Below are 20,502 nucleotides of genomic sequence, written 5' to 3' on the forward strand. Positions count from 1 at the left end.
CACGTTACCCAACATGGGCAAGCACGTTGCCCCACCTGGGCACATTTTGTTGTCAGCTTCCTGCCCAATATTTTGACTTTTGAGGATGAGCAGTATGGGGTGAAAACAGGTGGAGTTACATAATGAAGCTGACAGACTCCGACGAAATCCGGCTGCTCCGGGATGTGGATATTGTTGAGGTGAATGGGATTGAGGAGTATGTAAAATTTTTACCTGTCACATAACAACATTAGCTGATTTTTATTGCCACAATGGTTCATTTTCCCAACCAGAAGGAAAACCAAGGGCAGCCTTATCTACTTCTGGAAACGTAGCAAAAAGTCTGTTCATCTTATCAAGCATATCGTTATTTGGAGATATGATGTCAAGAAAGTACTTGATGATGCACATATCAAAGTACACTTTCAAAGGATCTGTCGGCAAGGTAATCCAAGGACGTGACATTCTGATTGGCATGGTAGCACGAATAGAGAATACCCTATTCCATACACGTGCATGATGACAACATGAGTTTCTTGTTACAGTGATAATGGTAAGCCAAGATTCTTCCATACCTCTTGTTTTGAGAAGCTGCACTAACTCATGTGGGGTGGAATATGTTTTTATAAACGGAATCCTTGTTGCCATATACCCATAAAAACAAAACGACCCGCACATTTGAGCATCGTTGAGAGGCTTGGCGGGTTCTCGTGCTGCAAAGATACGAATAATCATTTATAATACAAACTTTTTAGCAGAAAAACACGCAAAAGTGGAATTCTTTGACATATTATATTTAGTAATGTTAAATCAGACCTTTAAATAATATATAGCCCATGTCTGATGGCATGGGAAGAGAATTCACGTATCTGTCTTCACATGCAACTAATCGCTATTTTATCTCGAATTGGGGTATATATGTAATTACTTTTTAAATCTAATCTGTAAGTTGAGCTTCATATAGACAGAACCATCCTCCCCACGATACAGTTTGCCGAATCCATACCGTGTCCTGCTTGCTCTTTCAAATCGTGTGTTCTTATACAGGTAATCTTCCACATCATTCTGATTATAGAAGTGGTAACAAACAATCTCTCCGTCCTTACGAACTACAAGATAGCCACCATTAGCATCATACCGTCCAGTCCATTCCTTACCAGGTACCATACCAAGAGCTGCACTTAGAAGCAGTACTTTCATCTTGTGAGCATAGAACTCTTCTACATTCTTGCCTTTGTAATCAAAAGGATTCTTCTTTGCAACGTCTGCTACGCAGTAATCTATCGAAGAATTGGATCCTTTGCTATCAACCAACAGACAATCTGCAATAAATTGTGGCATACAGATGTCTAAGAACTGAAGGTTGTTTCTGAAAACGGGATTGTCTATATCACTATACTCCAAGGAGCATCCCTTTTCAAACAAAGCAGCCAAACGTTCCAAATGGCTCTTGATTGCATTAATTGCATCAATATCTTCATCACTAAACATCGTTCCGTCCACCTTATATGTAATATTGGTGGTGGCCCCCGCATTGAGTAACGTAGAAGCACTTCCAAGTTGTGACTTAATGCTGAAGCCTAACAATGGAGTCATGTTCGTTCGAAGATCATGTATCACAATATGAATGTCCGCTTTGTCTGTTGAAGGTGCTTTCAACTTTGAACAACCTATCTCGCCCATGAATTGTTCTGCTTCTGGAATCTCAAATGCACTTTTCTTCGCAGCCTTGATTTCAGATAACAACTTAGTTGATTCTTCAACAAACTTATCCATGGAAATTCGAGCATACTCATTTCCATCTTCATCAATCACAACAATGTTTTGCTCGGTATTTGGTTTGTACTCGTATCGTTTACTCTCTTCTCGAATAATGTTCAGAATTGGGTAATACAATTCCAGCTTATTCATGTCGGCATCGCCAGCATGGACTTTGCCATCACCTAATAGTTTGAAAAGAGTATATATCTCACTCCATTCGCCTTTATTTCCAGTTAATGCCATAATATTATATTTCAAATAATTGTAGTCCTATATTTTAAGAATATTCTTGTCGTTCAATGTCTTAAGCAACTGCTTTGCAGTTGCTTGTATTGCTGGCACAGCTACGCTGTTACCGAATTGCTTATATGCCGACGCATCAGCTACAACAATTCTGAAATTGTCGGGATAGCCCTGCAAACGCGCCCACTCACGAGGAGTCATCTTGCGCCAGCCTTGGCGGTTTACTTCACCTTTAATTCTTGTGGTAGGTGTCAGGTCTGTCTGTCGAAAATCGATAACGAGGTTACTCTCTCTTCCCATACCACCTACAACAATAGCGTGAGCTATGCCATCGTCAGGAATTATGTCATAGCCAAATCCGTTTCCTTTTGCCTCATGACGAGCTTTATGTCTTTTGAGGGTTTCGATGTATGTAGTTGAAAGATAATATTTGGCTGGCACTGGATTCTCTTCTCTTACATCAATCCATTTCTTAGTCACTTCCTTTTGCTCAGGGTAAGAAAAGTCATCTTTCTTTATACCCAAATCCTTTCTAAAACCAACTATGAATATTCTTTCTCTGTGCTGTGGAACTCCAAAGAACATTGCATTAACAATCTGTGGATCAGGTACGACATATCCAACTTCTTCCAATGTGTTGAGAATAGTTTTAAATGTTCTACCCTTATCATGAATAACAAGTCCTTTTACATTTTCAAGGAAGAATGCCTTCGGCTGATAACGGCGCAATATCTCAGCAACATCAAAGAACAAAGTTCCTCTTGTCTCCTCAAAACCAAGTCTCTTTCCTGCAAGGGAAAAAGCCTGACATGGGAAACCGGCACATAGTATGTCGAAATCCTTTGGTATCTTATTCTTTGTGCTTTCCTTTGTTATATCACCAAATGGCACGTCACCATAGTTTGCATAATAGGTTTTCTTTGCCTGTTCATCCCATTCAGAAGAGAATACACATTCTCCTCCAAGATTCTGAAATGCCATTCTAAATCCACCTATACCAGCAAACAAGTCTATAAACTTGAATTTTGGATTTTGGGGTGCCTGGAATGGTGCTGCGAATAAATCTTGAAACAGATATGTTTGGTAGCCAATTGCGGAGTCAGCAACTCCTTCAAAATCCTTAGGCTTATGAAGTCTTTCGCTCTTTACAAACTCGTACCACAGATTTAAAATGTCTTCAGCCTGCCTCTCGTATGGCATTTTGATGTCTGCATCGCGCAACTGTAAGTAATGGGTAATCAAGGCTGCTTGATCAACGAAAGGAATTATCTTTCCTTCCTCGTCAATAGTCTCTTTACCAAACACTTGAATCTTATCTGCTCTTTTCTTGCAAAAATCAAAAAGGGAAAACTGCTTTCTTGTTGAATTTATCATTTCTTTGTATCTACTTTTGTGGAACACGAATTAATTCTGTTACTTCAACTTTTAAAAGTTGAGATATTTGTATAAGTGTGTCCAATGGCGGTTGTGATGTATTGGTACACCATTTGGAGACAGTTGAAGGGTTTACATCCAACTGTTCTGCAAGCCACTTGCTTGTTTTTTTCTTCTCGACAAGCACGATTTTTAATCTATTTACATCTTCCATAATGCTGTATTTAGTCGGCAAAGATAATGAATTATTATCATTTAAGTGCTAAAATGTAATTCTTTAACGTAGATAATCCCGATTATAGTCAATACCTATGATTATAAATTGTATCTTTGCAAAAACATAAAAGGCAACAGCTATGCAGAAAATACTCTTCGCTAATATTGGTTGGATGAAACGCTACCGTGGGCATAGCAATTCTGACAGAATCAAGGGTGGAGGAAGTTATAACCCAGATGACAAGCACGAGGCTTTTAACTTCCAAGACGTTAACGGACATTGCTATGGCTATGTGCAACCAACCAAATGGAGTGAAATAAAAATAGAACGTATAGATTCTTCGTGTTTAAAATCTGACGATTATCTTGATGACGTGTTAGTCGTATGGACTGCTACCAACCCTATTGAGGGTGGAACATATATTGTTGGTTGGTACAAACATGCAAGAGTTTACCGCACATTTCAGTATGACACCAAGTTAAAGGAGCGTAATGGCTATGACTACAATATAGAAGCACTTTCGTCTGACTGCACTCTTCTCATGGAAAAAGAACGCACAATGCAGGTGCCAAGAGCAACGAATGCTTTAAAGAAGGGGTTTATGGGGCAGTCTAATATCTGGTATGCCGATAGCGCAAATGAGAAGGTAGCCAACTTCCGGCTGTCGGTTATCCACTATATTGACAATTACGTCAAACCCGAAAGAAGAAAAACCAAACCGAACATAGATGTGGACGCAAAGGTTGCAGTAGAAAAAGCTGCTGTCTCTGCCGTTACCTCTTATTATAAAGGGCTCGGATATAAAATACATTCGGTTGAGAGCGAAAACAAAGGTTGGGATTTGGAAGCATATAAAGGAAAGGCTATACTAAGAATAGAAGTAAAAGGCTTGGCAGGCTCTCAAATATCCGTCCGCCTTTCCAAGAACGAGTATAGCAAAATGAAAGAGACAGACAACGGATGCTATCGTCTATGCGTAGTCACAGAAGCCCTCAAATCCCCGGAAATATGGACTTTCGCAAATGACAATGGCATTTGGGTATGCGAGGAGGATAATGACATAGAACTTTCCTTTGATGAGCAAATCGCTGCAATTGCATACGTTGAGAAATGAAAGAAATATACATAAACCCAAGACTTCCACTGAAAGCCATCTGCGTATGTGCGACCAATTAAGATTGTGAACTCGCGTGTTCACAATCTGATTGTCGGGAAAGAACAGATAGAAACATTATCATACGACATTCATGATAAGTAAAAAAAACATCATACTTTTGTAATGTATTGATAATTTCCATAAATTTGCAGGAACAACAAACTATTTGTCACAATTAAATTCATAAGGGCATTATGAAAATCAGAAAAAACATCATCATAAGTATTTTAGGACTTATGACTTCGGCCGGGGCACTCGGTGGAAACATCTGTATGCCTCAACGAACAGAGGTGAAAGACTTCTGCTCTGTCATCTCACTAAACGACAAGACGGGAGACAGCAGACCGTTTGTACATTTCGTCACGACACTGTGGCCAAAGCTTGATACAGCCAGCGGCCGTGAAGCACTGGTGAAAATCCATCAGCTTGCCATGAAAGAATCTTATGGCAACGGAAACACGCCTAATGACAATGGGGACGTGCTTGCCAAGCTGTTTGAGATGCTGGACAAGTTAGGGATTACCGGAGCTGACCTGACAAAAATGCTCGAATATATGAAGAAGGTGTATCCGCTCTATGTATTCCAGATAGAAAACCGTGTGCGTCCGAATGTGGACTATGACAACGGACTGACCGTTGACACCATCTACCAGGCACCGATTGACGAGGCCTATTACGGTCTGGCAAACGAGAAGAACAAATACGTTCCCGCCGGACTGTCTTTGCAGGAGATTGAGGAGCTGGAGAGCAATGGCGCTATCGGCAAGCGCAACGGCTCCTACGCATGGGGAATGGGTACATACAAAGACAAGCTCTACTGGTCTACCAACAACAACTATCTCTGCATGCAGGGCTATGGCAGTTTCGTGCAGCCGGGCGTGGGCGACAATGTGCCATACGAAAACAAGTGCTGGGCATGCGAATACGGACAGTCTACTTATGCCAAGGAAGCCTATGCCGACGGCGATGAGAACAGCAAGTATGCCGACATACGTCCGCCTCGCATATACAGCTATGACACGAAATCGGGCATCGTCACCGACATAACACCGTCGATAGATGAATATCCGATATTGAAAAACTGTCAGGGACTGCGCTCCTGCGGCATCCTTAACGGCGTAGTGTTCTTCGGCGGACCAGGCCTGTATGCCAGCGACTGGGACTCCAAGGTTTCGGCTGCCTTCGTGGCATACGATGCCGACAACGACCGCATTCTGGGAGCCAGCAGCCTGAGCGACGTTGACGGATGCAAGGTGGTGAACGTAAGACGGTGGCGAGTAGTAAACAATGTTCTCTATGTCACCGTGGGCATAACGCATCCTACCACAGGCAAGAAGATAGGTGCACTGCTCCGCTGGTATGGCGACAAGAATGACCCGTGGAAATTCCATATCGTGGGACTCGTAGACAACGAGGCGGCAGAACTTGCCTGTTTCAACAACCGCATATATATAGGAACGTGGGCAACGGTGTCTGCCGTTCATGTCAGTCCGGAAATTCCTGAAGGAGGCTTCACTCCAGTCAGCATCGACAGCGAGATGTGGCCTAAAGTATGGACAAGTGATGTGGCGGAGCCGACAAAAACGCTCGGCCGTTCGATTACCTCCATCGCCGGATTCCATGAGTGGCGCAACCATCTGTATTGGGGAGTGTTCTGTCCTAACTATTATGTGCTCTCTACGGCACAGTCAACATACGGATCCCTGACCTCGCCTGACGCCCTGGCTTTCATTCTCGGCAACTACCGCACACCGTCGTTCTGGCGCATCGACAAAGACAACAACTATGAGTTGCTCTATGGTGACACTACGAACCCGAAACCTGTATACGACAAGGAAGGAAAAATTGAAAACTGGGAACTGGAACCTAGCGGACTGGAAGCCAAGTGGGGACGAGGAGGCTTTGGAAACCTCTGGACCATATATATATGGGCAATCCAGGAATATGACGGCAATATGTATGTAGGTACGATGGACCTGTCTAACCTTGCCGATGCTGCAGGTTCGAACCTCGTGGGCGACGCAAGCTTTGCCACACTGTCGAAACTGCTCACTGGCCTTGACGCGAGTGACGAGGGCTTTGAACTTCTGCGCATGACCGACGAGGAAGAGGCTCCGAAATACATCACCGAGAACGGCTTCAACAATGCTCAGCAGTATGGCGTAAGAAATCTTGAGGTTCTTGACGGCAGACTGATGCTTGGTTCTGCATCCATGTCGAGCCTAAAGCCAAATGGCGGATGGCACGTGCTCAGTATTACTGACGACAAGAATTCTGCCTCTGTCAGCCAGAGCATGATAAAGAAGCCGGGCATAATAATGGAGCGCAACGCCGGATACATAAACCTTGCCACCGTGGGTGGCGAGAGGATTACCGCCATTGAGGTATACGATGCTGCCGGCCGCAGAATCAACTCTGCCCGTCCTGACAGTCATCTGGCTTCTATTCCATTGCAGAATGTCAAAGGTGTCAATATCATCAAGGTTACTTCTGAAAAAGGGGAATGGGAGATCAAAGCCGGTTTATAACCTCCTGACTGACAAAAGAGATCTTATAAAAAACGAAAGACTGCAAGCAGTCATAAAATCCCCAAACTGCCTAATGAACGTTTGGGGATTATCATTATTGAATGTCTGATAATCAACAAAACACTACATCAAACAAAAAAGCCCACACGCAATGTGAGGGCCCCCATGATACATTATTGCCTCACGGCAATACTAACAGGTTATTATGAAGAATGTTTGGATTGTCTTTATCCATGTCTGACGCCGGACGGCAGCAGGACTGTAGTCTGCTGACGCTATGGCAGAAATGTAATCTGTCCGTCGGGGCGTCATTGCTTCTGGATTCCAGCTTTCGCCTTGATGCTGTCGGCAACGGCAGGACCGTTGTTTTCCCATGTGTTGCACGGGCCGTTGGCATTCTTGAGGAATTTCTCTGCCGGAGTCCAGTTGTTCCTCACGGTGATGCAGGATGATCCCTCGTCGGTGTAGAGATAGAACCAGTGGTTGGGATCGTGGGCATAGCCGGGAGTATAGATGTCTCTCACCACATTGCCCTCTATCAGCGTGTGGGGCTGCGAACCGAGGGTGTAGATGCCTGCCGTGTCGTACATGTGCTTGGCGTAGTGGTGGATGAGGTTGCCGCTGATGAGATTGTTTGCCATGGAGCACGGCTGCTGGTTCCATCCCCACCCCATACTGATGCCGGTGTATGAGATTTCGGAAATCTCGTTGTGCAGGATTCTTATGTCGCGCACAAATCCGGCTCCGATTCCCACGCATCCCCAGTCCTCGTTGGTCACGTCGGTGATGAGGTTGTTGTCGATTGTCAGTCCGGTGCAGATAATGCGCGAGTCTGAAGGATTGTATGGCAGATGTGCCTCATGGGTGTCGGGACCGAAGCTGCCTGCCAATATGCCGTTGCCGCCGATGTCTCGGACGGTGCAGCGGCTGATGTTTCCGCCCTTGGTATATTCATGGAATTCCACTCCCGTAGAGGCGCAATGCTCGAAGGTGCAGCGGAGGAAGTCCACGTCTTCGGCACAGTCCACGCTGACGGCTGCCGCCGGACGGCCTACCCATCCCTGGTTGTCGAGCTTATGGTCGCCGTTGGGGCGTATCATCTTTGGTCTCAGCTTATATGCCTCAGTCATATACATGCCTGCCTGGAGCGGGGCATGACCGCTGACGGATGGTCTCATCCATGTGGCATGGCTGAAGGTGACGCCTTCGAAGGTGACGCCACGCACGGGATTGTCGGGTGTGCCGCATACGCGGAGCAGGGTCTCCACGGCTGGAGCCTCAACATCTGCCGTAGCCATATTCTCGCCCTTGAGCGGGATATAGTATACTTTCTGTTCCCTGGCATCGAGATACCACTCTCCGGGAGTGTCGAGCAGCGCCTTGTCGTTGGTGAGATAGAAGGCGGAGTTGTGGCCGTCGGTTGTCACCATCGGCGATGGCCAGGGGTGCATGAAATGGATGTGGCTCTCGGGTTGGTGGAAGGTGACGGCGGCGCTGTCGCCTTGTATTCTGACGCTCTTGATGCGCAGGTTTGCCACACACCACATCTCGTGTATCACCATCTCGGCATGACGGGCATGGAGTATCTTTCTGACGGCTGCTGCCGGAACATAGAGTGTCTCGTTCTTCTTGTCGATGCTTCTGATGCGATACATGTTCTCGAAGTCGCTCACATCTCTGGCTCTCACTGCCTTCCTGCCGTTTATCCACAACTGGCGGAACTCCAGCGGACGGCCGTTGAACTCGGGCACGTCGGCTACGTATGCCTTGCCCTGCTTCTTCCATCCCTTTATCTGCACTCCGCCGCTCACCACGGCATTGCCGTCGGCTATGATGCGTGTGCCGCTGTCTTCAGGCCTCACCGTGACGGTCTGGTTCAACCGGTAGGTGCCTGCCTGGAGGCGGATGGTCACGTCTTTGGCTCCCTCCATGCGGCGCGCCTCTCTTGCCTGCTGCAGTGCCTGCTCTATGGCGTAGGGTCCTGGCTTCACCACGATGTCGGTGGCGAAGGCTATATTACTGATGATTGCCGAAAGGATTACGGCTATTGATCTGATATTCATTTTTTTATTGTTTGTTACTCCGTTTATGGAGGACCTATTTAGGTTAAACTCAAATCGTGCCAGAGGTAAAAGTAACCAGTCCTAAGGTATCAGTCCCTCCCCTACGGGGGAGGTTAGGTGGGGGCTGATGTCTGAAGATTTGTTTCACATCATGACTAATTAATCTGCCAATGATTGCAGCCCCCTCTCGTTCTCCCCCGAAGGGGAGATGCCGATTACTCTGCTTCTGTCAAGGACTAATGACAATAGATCACTCCGCTTTGTCAAGGACTGTCGAAATAAACAGATGGCTGTCAAACAGTCAAGGGTACCAGTCCCTCCCCTACGGGGGAGGTTAGGTGGGGGCTGGAAGTCAGCAGTTTTGACATATCAAGACAGATTACTCAATCCAGCGATGCCGGAATCCATACTGTCATCTCGCTCTTTCCTCTGTTGCCCCAGGCATAGTATGGGATGAAGCGCACGGTCTGTGTATGCTTCTTTGCCGTTGCCTCGCGATAGAGCTGTCCCTTCCACGACGGCTCGCTGCGGTTTATCACTTCTGCCTCAAGTGCCTTCACGCGGCTGCCGTCGATGGTCATGTCAACGGGAGTGAACTTGGCGTTGAGCGGAATGGCGATGTCGTCGATTCGCGCACCGCCCAGGTCGTTGCTCTCAAGACAGTATACTATAGGTCCGCGCTGCACGGCTACCTGTCCGCGGCTCTCCTCCACGAGTGGGTTTGCCTCTATCAGACGTGTGCGCATCGGCATGCTGAGTGTCACCACGTCGCCTTTCTTCCATGTGCGTGTCACTGTGGCGTAGGTGCCGGCGGTTGCCTCGATGGTCTGCTGAGCGCCGTTCACGAGTATCGTGGCTCCCTCGGTACACCAGTCCGGCACACGGAGCCGTATCCCGAACTGCTTCTTTCCCTTCAGCTTGTCGATGGTCAGCTCCACGGTGCCGTCCCACGGATAGTCGGTGGTCTGCGAGATGGCGATATCGCCGATGCCGTCGATGCGGGTGTTGAGGGTGTTGTCGCCATAGAGGTTCACGTATATCTCGTTCTTGCCGATGGAATAGGCATAGTCTTGTGCCTCGCAGAGGGTGCGCAACGTGTTAGGCGGACAGCAGAAGCAGCTGATATACTCGGTGCGCTCCTTGGGCCAGCGCAGCTTGTATGGCAGGTCTGCCGAGATGCGCATGGGGTTAGTATAGAAATATTTCTTTCCGTCGAGACTGATGCCGGGCAGTATGCTGTTGTATAGGCAGTTCTCCACCACATCGGTGTATTTGGCATCTCCTGTGGCTGCAAACATGCGCCAGTTGAAGAAGAGGTTTCCGATGTTGGCGCATGTCTCGTTGTGTGCCGTGGAGTGTGGCAGCTGGTAGGGGCGGCCATAGCTCTGGTGCACTTTCTGCACGTTGTCGGGCTTATAGTCGGTACCGTCGGGCGAAGTGCCGTCGTAGAGTGCTCCGCAGGCTCCGGTGATATACATCTTGCGTGTCACGATGTCGGTCCAGATGGCATCGAGGTTCTTCTTCAGCTGTTCTTCGCCGCTCTCCAGATAGAGGTCTGCCACACCGGCATACAGATAGTTTGCCCTCACCGAATGACCAATGGCATTATATTGCTGGCGGAAGGGCACGCGGTCCTGGTTGTCGTCGGTGCCGTTTTCCACCTTGCCTCTTATGTCGATGAGTTTCTCTGATAGTTCCAGATATTTGGGGTCGCCGGTCTCGCGATACATCTCCGTCACCGCCATATAGTGTGACGGGCAGATGGCGTTGCGGGCGAGTTCGTCGGAGGCTCGCTTATAGAAATCATAGAGGAAGTCGGCTGCCTTCACCGCACAGTTGAAGAGCGTGTTCTTGCCCGTGGCTCTCTTGTGCATGATGCCGGCAGTGATGAGATGTCCCAGGTTGTAGGTCTCGAAGTTGAGCCGGTTGCCGAAGGCTCCGTCTTTTCCCGTTCCCACCTTTGTTCCGATGGTCTCATTCTCCTTCGCCTCCTCCTTGGCGCTCTGCTGCCTGTTCATCTCGGCTATGATGACTGGAGTGTGGAGGTATCCGTCGGGGCGCTGCGACTTCTGGATGAGTTCCACGAAGCGGTCGATTATCTTGCCCACTTCCGGGTCTTTGTTCACGGCATATACCGCCGTCAGTGCCTCAAGCCATTTATACATGTCACCGTCGTGGAATGGTGGTCCGTGGCGCTTTCCCTTTTTCTCTCCGGCTGCTATGAGGAAGTTGTTCCAGCCGTGTCCCGTGTCAGACTTCCATGTCTCCCACATGCTCTGCACTGATGTGCCGCTGAACACTCCGAAGCGCTCGCCCCAGAATCCGCCGGTCCATCTCACGGCGCTGAGCGGTGTTGACGACACCACGGCGTATTTGCTCTTGCCGGTGTCGGTGATGCCGTTTTTCTGTGCTGCCGACGGCAGTACTGCCATCGACAGTGCTGCCATCAGTCCTAATCCTCTGAGAGGAATGATACTGTGTATTATCTTTTTTGCCATTTGCATTCTTGGTGTTTAACCCAAATCGGTAATTAGGACGTTTAATGTATCTTTTTTCTGACTACTTGCATGGGTTATTACAACGTTCCGCCTCTTGCCTTCACTCTCTTTGCCCACTGCTCGCGCTCCTTGGTGAGGTTGTAGCCGCGCTTGGAGAGCCAGTTGTTAATCCTGCCCTTGTATTTGCCGAATGCCTCATGCTTCTTCTTGGAGCTCTCGGCATCGATGGCAAACTCGCGGCCCTCCTTGAGCCAGGCGAGAATCTGCACCTTCTCTTCTTCCGTCAGCGTGGGTATCATGTCGCACTGCGCCGTGTATGTCACGTTCACTACATTGTATGTCAGCACGTCCTTCACGGTCTCCACCTCTGCATCGGTGAGATATACCGAAAGGTCGGCGATGAATCCGAAATGACTCTTGTAGAGCTTCTGGTCTTTCAACATCTCAGCATATTCCATCTTCTCTTTCTTGGCGTCGCCGGTAAGGGTCTTTGCCACTGCCTTGATGCTGTCGCGCTCTGAATATATGTCGTTGAGCTTGAAATAGCGGTTTGCCACGATGTTGAGCACCTGAGTACCCTTCTCCGTACCGGTGATCTTCAGTGCGTCGGTCACCTTCTGCGAACGCTGCATGATTGTCTCCACATACTTAGGGTCGCGACCTGCTGAATCTAGGTCTACTGCACTGGCGGTGAGGGTGCCCCAGACCATTAGTGCGGCTGCCATGACGAATAATTTCTTCATATTTTATATATGTATGCTTAGTTGTTTATTTATACTGTATACTTGTTTGTCAATATAGAGCGTGTACTTGCTTTTTTGATATACAGCGTTATATATATATATGTATTGAGTACTATATATAGTATATAATGTGTACTTATCTATAAGCCCTTATCTGTCGGTTTTCTCCTTGCCGAATATTTCCTTTAGATATCTCACGTTCTCTCCATAGTTCTTCTTCACGTTGCGCACGTCGGTCACGTCGCGGCTCCTCTCCACGAAAAGCCATCCCGACCATCCCATCTTGTCGAGCGTACGCTTCACTGCCGGCATGTCTATCGCCTTGTCGTGGCGGAGCCACACTCCGTCGGTGTTGCTGGCATGAATGGCGCAGATGTTGCCGCTGCCGAGCTTCCGCAGGTCTTTGCTGATGTCGCGGCTGTGCTCCACGGCGGTCTGCAGCTTATAGAATATTTTTATGCCCTTTGAACCGATTTCCCGCAGCAGACGCTTGTTGCCCTTGGCGTCGAGCGGTGTGTCGATGCCTATCACCTTGCCGCGGCGGTGTGCCATCTCGCCTGCCTCATGCAGACGCTCCACTATCTCGCGGCGCAGCGGCAGAGAGTCGGTCCAGTTGTTGCCGCATCCGCCAAGGGGCAGGAATGCCACGGTGGCATCCATCACGTCCATCGTGTTGAGACAGTCTTCCACGAGCCAGCGCCACGATTTCTTCCGGGCGAAGCTCTGACCATAGAAGCCCGACATTGCCACTGCTCCCACCTCTATGCCGAGACTGTCGGCGGTGTGGCGGAATTTCCTTGCCATCTCCGGCTGGCGCATCTTGTTGTCGAAGGAGTCGCGCTTGCCGAGTCCACCCATGTCCATCTCCAGTCCGTCGCAGCCCAGCTCTTTGGCGAGCTTGAACTCTCCGAGCTTCTGGCGCTTCAGCACCATCCAGTCGCACACTCCCACCCGATAGCGGTTTTGTGCCACAGCCACATCGGGCAGCATCATCGAAAGCAACACGATGATAAGGGACAAATATTTCTTTATATCTCTCTTTTGCAACATACGGTTATTTTTTAGTTGACGAGTTAACGAGTGGACAAGTTGACGAGCCGACAAGGATGTCATCTGACCACCGGCAATTTGCCCACCGTATCATATAGACGGACAAAGGGGGAATTTGTAACTTGGTGATGGGATTATTTCCTGTTTCCACAATTATGAAGTATATTTGCAACGCATACTCTCACAATCGGTTTTGAGGCTGCTTGGGGATTAATCCCAATCGGTCATCGGCTGTTTGGAACTTAACATCTACACTCTATGCTGACATCGCTGATTCTCGGAATATTCACCTTCGTGCAGCTAAACTGCGAAAACCTCTTCGACTGCACACACGACTCGCTCAAGCAGGACACGGAATACCTGAGCGACAGTCCGCGCCACTGGAACTCCAACAGATACTGGAAGAAACTGGGTAACATATCCAAGGAAATTCTGGCTTGTGGACACAAGGACGAAAGGGGCACTGACCTGATTCCCGACCTCGTGGCTCTATGCGAGGTTGAGAACGACTCCGTGTTGCACTATCTCACGAAACGCGGTCTGCTGAGAAACGCGAAATATGAATATGTGATGACCGATTCGCCCGACCAGCGTGGCATCGACGTGGCGCTGCTGTATTCACCGATGTCGTTCCGGCTGATTGACTCTTATCCGTTGAGGGTGACGCCGCCGAAGGGGATGCGGCCTACGCGCGACATACTGTATGCCACGGGCGAAGTGGCGAGCGGTGACACCATCCATGTGTTCGTGCTCCATGCGCCGAGCCGCTTCTCGGGCAAAAGCAAGACAACGCCATACAGGATGCAGGTGATGCAGCGGCTGATGGCATCGGTGGACTCCATACGCAGCATAAACCCTGACCCGATGATAATCGTGTCGGGCGACTTCAACGATGAGTCGAAGGACAAGTCGATTCGCTTTCTTGAGGCCGGCAGACTGTCGGAGGTGTCAGCTGGCGTCAAGGGGAGCCACGGGGCTAAGGGCACGTATAAATATCAGGGCATGTGGCAGAGCATCGACCACATCCTCGTGAGCCACAGGATGAGGGAAAGGCTCAAGGGATGCTTCGTCAACGACCTGCCGTTTCTGATGGAGAGCGACGAGAAGTTTGGCGGGATGAAACCTTTCAGAACCTACAACGGATACAGATACGCCAACGGATTCAGCGACCATCTGCCACTGGTGGCGCAGTTTGAACTTGAGGAATAATGCCCATGGCTGGTTTCTATGTATTGAATATCAGCCCCTCTCGTGCTCAAACCCATCCTAACCTTCCCCAAGGGCAACCCATCCTAACCTTCCCAAAGGGAAGGAACAAGTTACTCTGCAACTGAACATCAGCCCCCTCTCGGTCTCAAACCCATCCTAGCCTTCCCCAAAAGGCTACCCATCATAACCTTCCCCAAGGGAAGGGACAAATTACTCTGTCTATGATTTCAGCCAATCATTTCAGCCCCCTCTCGGTCTCCCCCGTTGGGGAGATGCTGGTTACTACGTTACTGTCAAGGACTGGTTGACAAAGGTTACTCTTGTTACTGACAAGGGCTAGTTGACAAAGGTTACTCTTGTTACTGACAAGCCACTGATAATCAGCTGGCTATAGACAACAATCAGATAGATGATGGTATCTATCCCTCCCCAACGGGGGAGGTTAGGTGGGGGCTGATAGCGGAAAGCGGTTCATATATATCATGACAAATTACTCTGCCTATGATTTCAGCCAATCATTTCAGCCCCCTCTCGGTCTCCCCCGAAGGGGAGATGCTGGTTACTACGTTACTGTCAAGGACTGGTTGACAAAGGTTACTCTTGTTACTGACAAGGTCTAGTTGCCAAAGGTTACTCTTGTTACTGACAAGCCACTAATAATTAGCTAGCTACAGACAACAATCAGACAGGCAATGGTATCTGTCCCTCCCCAACGGGGGAGGTTAGGTGGGGGCTGATAGCGGAAAGCGGTTCATATATATCATGACAAATTACTCTGCCAATGATTTCAGCCAATCATTTCAGCCCCCTCTCGGTCTCCCCCGTTGGGGAGATGCTGGTTACTCTGGTTCTGTCAAAGCCTTATGAATACAGGTTACCTTTGTTATTGATAAGTTACTGATAATCAGACAACCAGACAACCGATGGTATCTGTCCCTCCCCTTCGGGGGAGGATAGGTGGGGGCTGATGTCGATAGCCGGAGTAAACAGTCCCTTCCCTTGGGGAAGGTTAGGATGGGTTGCCCTTGGGGAAGGTTAGGATGGGTAAAAAATCTCCCATTCCTTTGGAACATATTATAATAATATGCATATTTGCAGCGATCCCCCTTCCATGCAATATTAGCAGTTATTGTGTGGCAAGGGGATTTTGCGTATATACGAGACCGTGTCTTGCACCCCAGACACCCTGCCGCGAGACGAGCTCCACTGCCTCCGACCATACGCAACGGAACCATATCAGACTAAACTTGCCACACAAGGAGCTCGGTGGCAGCAAAAACTAAATGATTATGATCAACACCAAACGAATTTTCACGGCTTTTTTACTGGCCGTAATTGCCATGGCAAGTTATGCCTACGACTTTGAGGTGGATGGCATCTACTACAGTTATGACGTTTACGGCAACGCTGTCGTGACCCATGGCGACAAGAAATATACGGGCAAAATCAAAATTCCATCTGAAGTAAAATGGAACGGCAAAAAGAAAAAAGTAGTTGAAATCGGTGACTATGCTTTTGAATGTTGTTACGAACTCAAGTCGGTCTCTATTCCCAGTTCTGTATATTATATCGGAAGATTCGCTTTTGATAATTGTCGTCTTCTCGAAGAGATAAATATTCCCAATGGGGTAGAAGCGATTAAGGTCAGTGCGTTCTCGCTATGTATTTAGAGACCTCTAAACAACTACAAACAATGAAAAACATATAGAGATAAATCTCTGTATATCAACTACTTTTAGATTTTAACACTTCGAACTTGCTTTTTGGTGGTTCTCAAAAATCCGCTTACCTTTGCAACGCATTTCTACCGCGGAGAATTTTGAGGGCTTTTATTTTGCCATCTCGTGGACAGGGTTGACAAAGGTTGACAAGAGTGGACAACGGTTGACTGATGAACGAGAGGGAAAAGAGCAATGAAGTGACCTCATTTGAAGAACGTGACATCGTGGAATGAGTTGACAAGGATTGTCGATGATTGACGAAAGTTCACTCCGTGGCGGTTTGCATGAAATTGATTGTGAAACCACATAAAAAAGGAGTCAAATGAGAAAGACAAGAAAATGTGCCTTTTGCGGAAAGGAGTTTATTTGCAACAGCGGTTTGCAGAGGTATTGCTCAGAACAATGTGCCGAGGCGGCAAAGGCTCAGCGCAAGAAGAGGCAACAGGACTTTTTGAAGGCTGTCCAGCCAGTTATAGACATCGCCAGCCTGGAGTATCTCACATTCTCCAAGGCTGCCATCCTCATGGGATGCTCCCGTCAATACGTTTACAAATTGGTAAACGAGGGGAAACTTCCTGCATCACGAATCAGCAGCCGGATGGCATTCTTCCGCAAGGCAGACATCGAGAAGATGCTTGCTGGCAATCCTTATCATAGAGTATTGCCCGGTGCTTCATCAAACAAACCAAGCAAGAAATCATCCCATTCATCATCCTTTTCCCTATCGTCGAGAAAAGCCAATAACCACATACCCAAAATAAGTATGAGGTCATCAGAACCACTTGAATACATATCTGGCGAGGACGTTATGGCAATCTACAAGCTAAAGAAGTCTTGGCTCTATGCTTCTGCCAAGAAAAACCAAGTACCCATTTGCAAGATTGCTGGCAAGAACTACTATAGCCGAAAGCACTTGGATGCGCTCTTCGGAGTGACTGCCGAGATTGAAGCCTTGACTGAGTGGCTAACCACCGAGGAAGCCGTAGAACTCTATTCCACGACCAAGGAATCCTTGCGTACCCAAGCCTACCGCCGCCATATTCCCACTAAGCGAGAATATGGCAAGACCTATTACTCAAAGAAACATCTTGATGACATCTTCCGTCCCGACCTGAAGGCGAGTGATGCCTATTACACCACCACCGAAGCTGCCGAGAAGTACGGCATGACCAAAAGCAACATATGCGTTATTGTCAAGACGAACAACATCACTAAGGTGAAAGTCGGAGTGCAGAACCTCATCGTCAAGGAGGAACTAGACCGAATAATGGCAAGCAGACTGGCACAATTCGGGGTTTACAGGCTCCAATAACGCCCAATAATAAGCATCAACTGCGTGAAAGTGCAATTATCCATGAGTTATGAATGGGTAAGTTGGTCACTCTTTCATCACGCAGTTACTTTGCACCCGCTATGAGACGCATAGCCTTCGATTATTAACAAAACAAATTTCATACAAGTATGAGTAACATTTGTAAGACAGTAACCTTGCGTACGCGTAAGATAAAGAAAGGTACGCAACTGAGCTTCTACCTTGACTACTACCCCGGCTACAGGGACGAGTCAACCATTAAGGTACAGCGACATGAGTCACTTGGCATCTACATCTTTGCCAAGCCCAAGAACCAGCGTGAGCGTGACTACAACGAGCGCATGACGGAGAAAGCCGAGGCACTGCGCTGCCGACGCTATGAGAGCATCGTGAACGAACGCTACGATTTCTTCGACCGAGAGAAGGAGAAAGGCAACTTCCTCGCATGGTTCAAGAAGAAGGCCGATGCCAGGAACACCAAGTGGCAGAATGTCTATAAGCATTTCGAAGCCTTCTGCGAAGGGAAATGCACCTTTGGCGAGATAGATGTTGACCTCTGCAACAAGTTCAAGGAATACCTTTATACAGCTCCACAGACCATCCACAAGAAGCAGAAACTGCACACCAACACCATTGCAGGCTACTGGTCAACCTTCCGTGCCGTGCTCCACACAGCCTACCGTGACCACAAGATCAAGGAGAATCCAAATGGCTTCCTTGACAGGATTGACACCATCCCTACGGAGAAGGAACACCTCTCACAGCCGGAACTCGTAAAGCTTGCCAATACCGACTGCAAGGAACCAGTATTGAAGAAAGCATTCCTCTTCTCCTGCCTGACTGGACTAAGAAAGAGCGACGTCAAGGCGCTTACATGGAAGAAGATTCAGCCATACGGAGATGGGGGCATGTATATCACGGTACGTATGCAGAAGACTCAGCAGCTTGTGAACAACCCGGTCAGCGAAGAGGCTCTTGAACTCATCGGCTTCTACGACGGAGAACACGAACCCGATGCAAAAGTCTTCCCAGACTTCAAGGACAAAATGACAGGAACGACATTGAAGAACTGGCTGAAAGCAGCGGGCATCACCAAGCACATTACCTTCCACTGCGCCCGTCATACTTTCGGCTCCTTGCAGGTTGATGCAGGAACAGGTATCTATACCGTCCAGCACATGCTCGGACACAAGAACGTGGAAACCACTCAGATCTATGCGAATATGGCAGATGAGAGTAAGCGAGAGAGTGTCAACCGCATCACGTTGAAGCCAAAGATAACTCCACAATTGAAAGTCGTCGGTCAGGGCTAAACCAATTTGTTGGTTCTATTTCTTCGAGAAATGAAACCAAAGAAGCTTTTTTCAAGTCACAAACATGGGAAAATGGGAACCAACACGTTTGCTCTCATTTTTCGTTATACCTTTGCCAAGAAATCAAACAACGAAGAAAAAGGAGGAAAAGGCCAAATGTGAAAATCATACTCACTTCAAGTATGATTCACAAATAAACATAAATCATTGGCCTACAGACGAAAAGACGATATGTCATAAGCAAGATTCTTCTTAACTTTGCAGCGCATTTTCTGAAACAACGGACAATAACACATAAAGACAATGAAAATAGATTCACCATCGTCCATCACTTCACGTGAGGCATCCATCCGGCTCGAATGGATCTCCACAAGAATACTGCCGGGAGTTGCAGTACTACTTCTTTCAATTCCACTTTGCCAGTGGGCAGACTTAAATCTTCCCGATGGCATTATTCCAGTATCTATCATCTACCTGATGATTGTAATAATCCTATGGTCAATGTACATGGCTGTGCAGTATGCTTTCGTTGGTATGGTGCAGACGAGGAAAGCCAAGGACAAGGTTACTATGGAGAATAGCAATCCTCACGAAGAAGATGGGCAAACACCTGTTTTTCTTTTGGAGGCAAAGTCCATTGTTGCTGAGTCAAATGCGATTGAGGATGTTTGCGATGCTGAGGTGGTTGAGGATATAGCAGAAGAGATAGCCGTTACAGAAACTAAGGTCATACCAGAAGAAGCCAATCCCGAAAATGAGCCATCCTCTGTTTCGGTCGTTCCTGCCAGTTCAACCTACCAGCAAGGGATTGATGACTTCTACCAGAGTCAGGCAGAAAGCCAGAAGAAGAAACTGGATACCATACATGAATATCTTCTATACATCATGTCTCCTTTTGTCTATGAGGAAGACATGGACGATTTCTGTACAGACCTGTTAAGATTCGCCATGGATCACAACTATCGTCCTGAAGTTGAGTGGAAGAGATACAAGACCAAACTGAGCAGCTTCGATGTCCGTCATCTGGTCTGGAGCATTACCATAAGATTAGGACTTGGCAAAGGCAAGGTTTACAGCAACGATGATTGCGCCTGTTATATTGAGCGTCGTTTTGCTTCTTTGTGTGTAACAGCCAGTGGAGAGCCATTGTCGCATAGCACACTCAGGAACCTGACAGTCACATCCAACAGTGACCAGATTCATTGTGACATTCAGGGGGCAGACGGATTGTTATTCCATATTCCTTCACAACTGGGCGTAGAGAAAGGCTGAAGATAATCTTTCTCACCTCTCCTATATCAATACTTAGACATCACATATTGGAGCCACATCAGA

The 20,502-nt window shown here is 47.8% G+C and carries 15 protein-coding genes; 7 read left to right on the forward strand and 8 right to left on the reverse strand.

Annotation, left to right across the window (positions count from 1 at the left end; all coding sequences use genetic code 11):
• Positions 1–240 precede the first annotated feature (240 nt).
• The 4 genes from CCC32_RS12535 to CCC32_RS12550 form a co-directional block, all read right to left on the reverse strand.
• Complete coding sequence (locus tag CCC32_RS12535; protein ID WP_502705626.1) at positions 241–714, reverse strand: Abi family protein; 474 nt, start codon at positions 712–714, stop codon at positions 241–243.
• Between the two features lie 189 nt (positions 715–903).
• Complete coding sequence (locus CCC32_RS12540) at positions 904–1,983, reverse strand: HpaII family restriction endonuclease (RefSeq protein WP_287074936.1); 1,080 nt, start codon at positions 1,981–1,983, stop codon at positions 904–906.
• A gap of 27 nt (positions 1,984–2,010) precedes the next feature.
• Positions 2,011–3,357, reverse strand: coding sequence for a DNA cytosine methyltransferase (locus tag CCC32_RS12545; RefSeq protein ID WP_287074938.1), 1,347 nt, complete (start codon positions 3,355–3,357; stop codon positions 2,011–2,013).
• Between the two features lie 10 nt (positions 3,358–3,367).
• On the reverse strand, positions 3,368–3,571 hold the full coding sequence (locus CCC32_RS12550; protein ID WP_278774923.1) for a helix-turn-helix transcriptional regulator: 204 nt from the start codon (positions 3,569–3,571) through the stop codon (positions 3,368–3,370).
• 142 nt (positions 3,572–3,713) lie between these two features.
• Between CCC32_RS12550 and CCC32_RS12555 the strand changes: the two genes are divergently transcribed.
• Together CCC32_RS12555 and CCC32_RS12560 are read left to right on the forward strand one after the other, a co-directional pair.
• Positions 3,714–4,688 carry a protein NO VEIN domain-containing protein gene (locus CCC32_RS12555; protein ID WP_287074941.1) on the forward strand — a complete coding sequence of 325 codons (975 nt, stop codon included), beginning with the start codon at positions 3,714–3,716 and terminating at the stop codon, positions 4,686–4,688.
• A 236-nt stretch (positions 4,689–4,924) separates the two neighbouring features.
• The gene (locus CCC32_RS12560; protein WP_287074944.1) at positions 4,925–7,258 is read left to right on the forward strand and encodes a hypothetical protein; all 2,334 of its coding nucleotides are present in this window, start codon (positions 4,925–4,927) and stop codon (positions 7,256–7,258) included.
• A 308-nt stretch (positions 7,259–7,566) separates the two neighbouring features.
• Here CCC32_RS12560 and CCC32_RS12565 read toward each other — a convergent pair whose 3' ends face one another.
• From CCC32_RS12565 to CCC32_RS12580, 4 genes are all read right to left on the reverse strand, one after another.
• Complete coding sequence (locus tag CCC32_RS12565) at positions 7,567–9,321, reverse strand: right-handed parallel beta-helix repeat-containing protein (RefSeq protein WP_287074946.1); 1,755 nt, start codon at positions 9,319–9,321, stop codon at positions 7,567–7,569.
• 383 nt (positions 9,322–9,704) lie between these two features.
• Positions 9,705–11,819 (reverse strand): aceric acid hydrolase, encoded by a 2,115-nt coding sequence (locus tag CCC32_RS12570; RefSeq protein WP_502705627.1) that lies wholly within the window; start codon positions 11,817–11,819, stop codon positions 9,705–9,707.
• A 77-nt stretch (positions 11,820–11,896) separates the two neighbouring features.
• Entirely contained in the window at positions 11,897–12,562 is a 666-nt protein-coding gene (locus CCC32_RS12575) for a DUF3826 domain-containing protein (RefSeq protein WP_042519934.1), read from the reverse strand.
• Positions 12,563–12,712: 150 nt separating this feature from the next.
• Complete coding sequence (locus CCC32_RS12580; RefSeq protein ID WP_287074948.1) at positions 12,713–13,612, reverse strand: sugar phosphate isomerase/epimerase family protein; 900 nt, start codon at positions 13,610–13,612, stop codon at positions 12,713–12,715.
• Positions 13,613–13,870: 258 nt separating this feature from the next.
• Here CCC32_RS12580 and CCC32_RS12585 point away from each other — a divergent pair, with 258 nt between their 5' ends.
• From CCC32_RS12585 to CCC32_RS12605, 5 genes are all read left to right on the forward strand, one after another.
• Positions 13,871–14,821: an endonuclease/exonuclease/phosphatase family protein gene (locus CCC32_RS12585; protein WP_287074950.1), complete on the forward strand. Its 951-nt coding sequence runs from the start codon at positions 13,871–13,873 to the stop codon at positions 14,819–14,821.
• A gap of 1,289 nt (positions 14,822–16,110) precedes the next feature.
• Positions 16,111–16,491 (forward strand): leucine-rich repeat domain-containing protein, encoded by a 381-nt coding sequence (locus tag CCC32_RS12590; protein ID WP_287074952.1) that lies wholly within the window; start codon positions 16,111–16,113, stop codon positions 16,489–16,491.
• A gap of 373 nt (positions 16,492–16,864) precedes the next feature.
• Complete coding sequence (locus CCC32_RS12595) at positions 16,865–17,854, forward strand: helix-turn-helix domain-containing protein (RefSeq protein WP_287074954.1); 990 nt, start codon at positions 16,865–16,867, stop codon at positions 17,852–17,854.
• Positions 17,855–18,003: 149 nt separating this feature from the next.
• Positions 18,004–19,167 carry a site-specific integrase gene (locus CCC32_RS12600; protein ID WP_287074956.1) on the forward strand — a complete coding sequence of 388 codons (1,164 nt, stop codon included), beginning with the start codon at positions 18,004–18,006 and terminating at the stop codon, positions 19,165–19,167.
• A 303-nt stretch (positions 19,168–19,470) separates the two neighbouring features.
• Positions 19,471–20,439 (forward strand): hypothetical protein, encoded by a 969-nt coding sequence (locus CCC32_RS12605; protein WP_287074958.1) that lies wholly within the window; start codon positions 19,471–19,473, stop codon positions 20,437–20,439.
• Positions 20,440–20,502: the final 63 nt, after the last annotated feature.

Source organism: Prevotella sp. LMAG:51 (assembly GCF_008680225.1).
GTDB classification, from domain to species: Bacteria; Bacteroidota; Bacteroidia; order Bacteroidales; family Bacteroidaceae; genus Prevotella; species Prevotella pectinovora.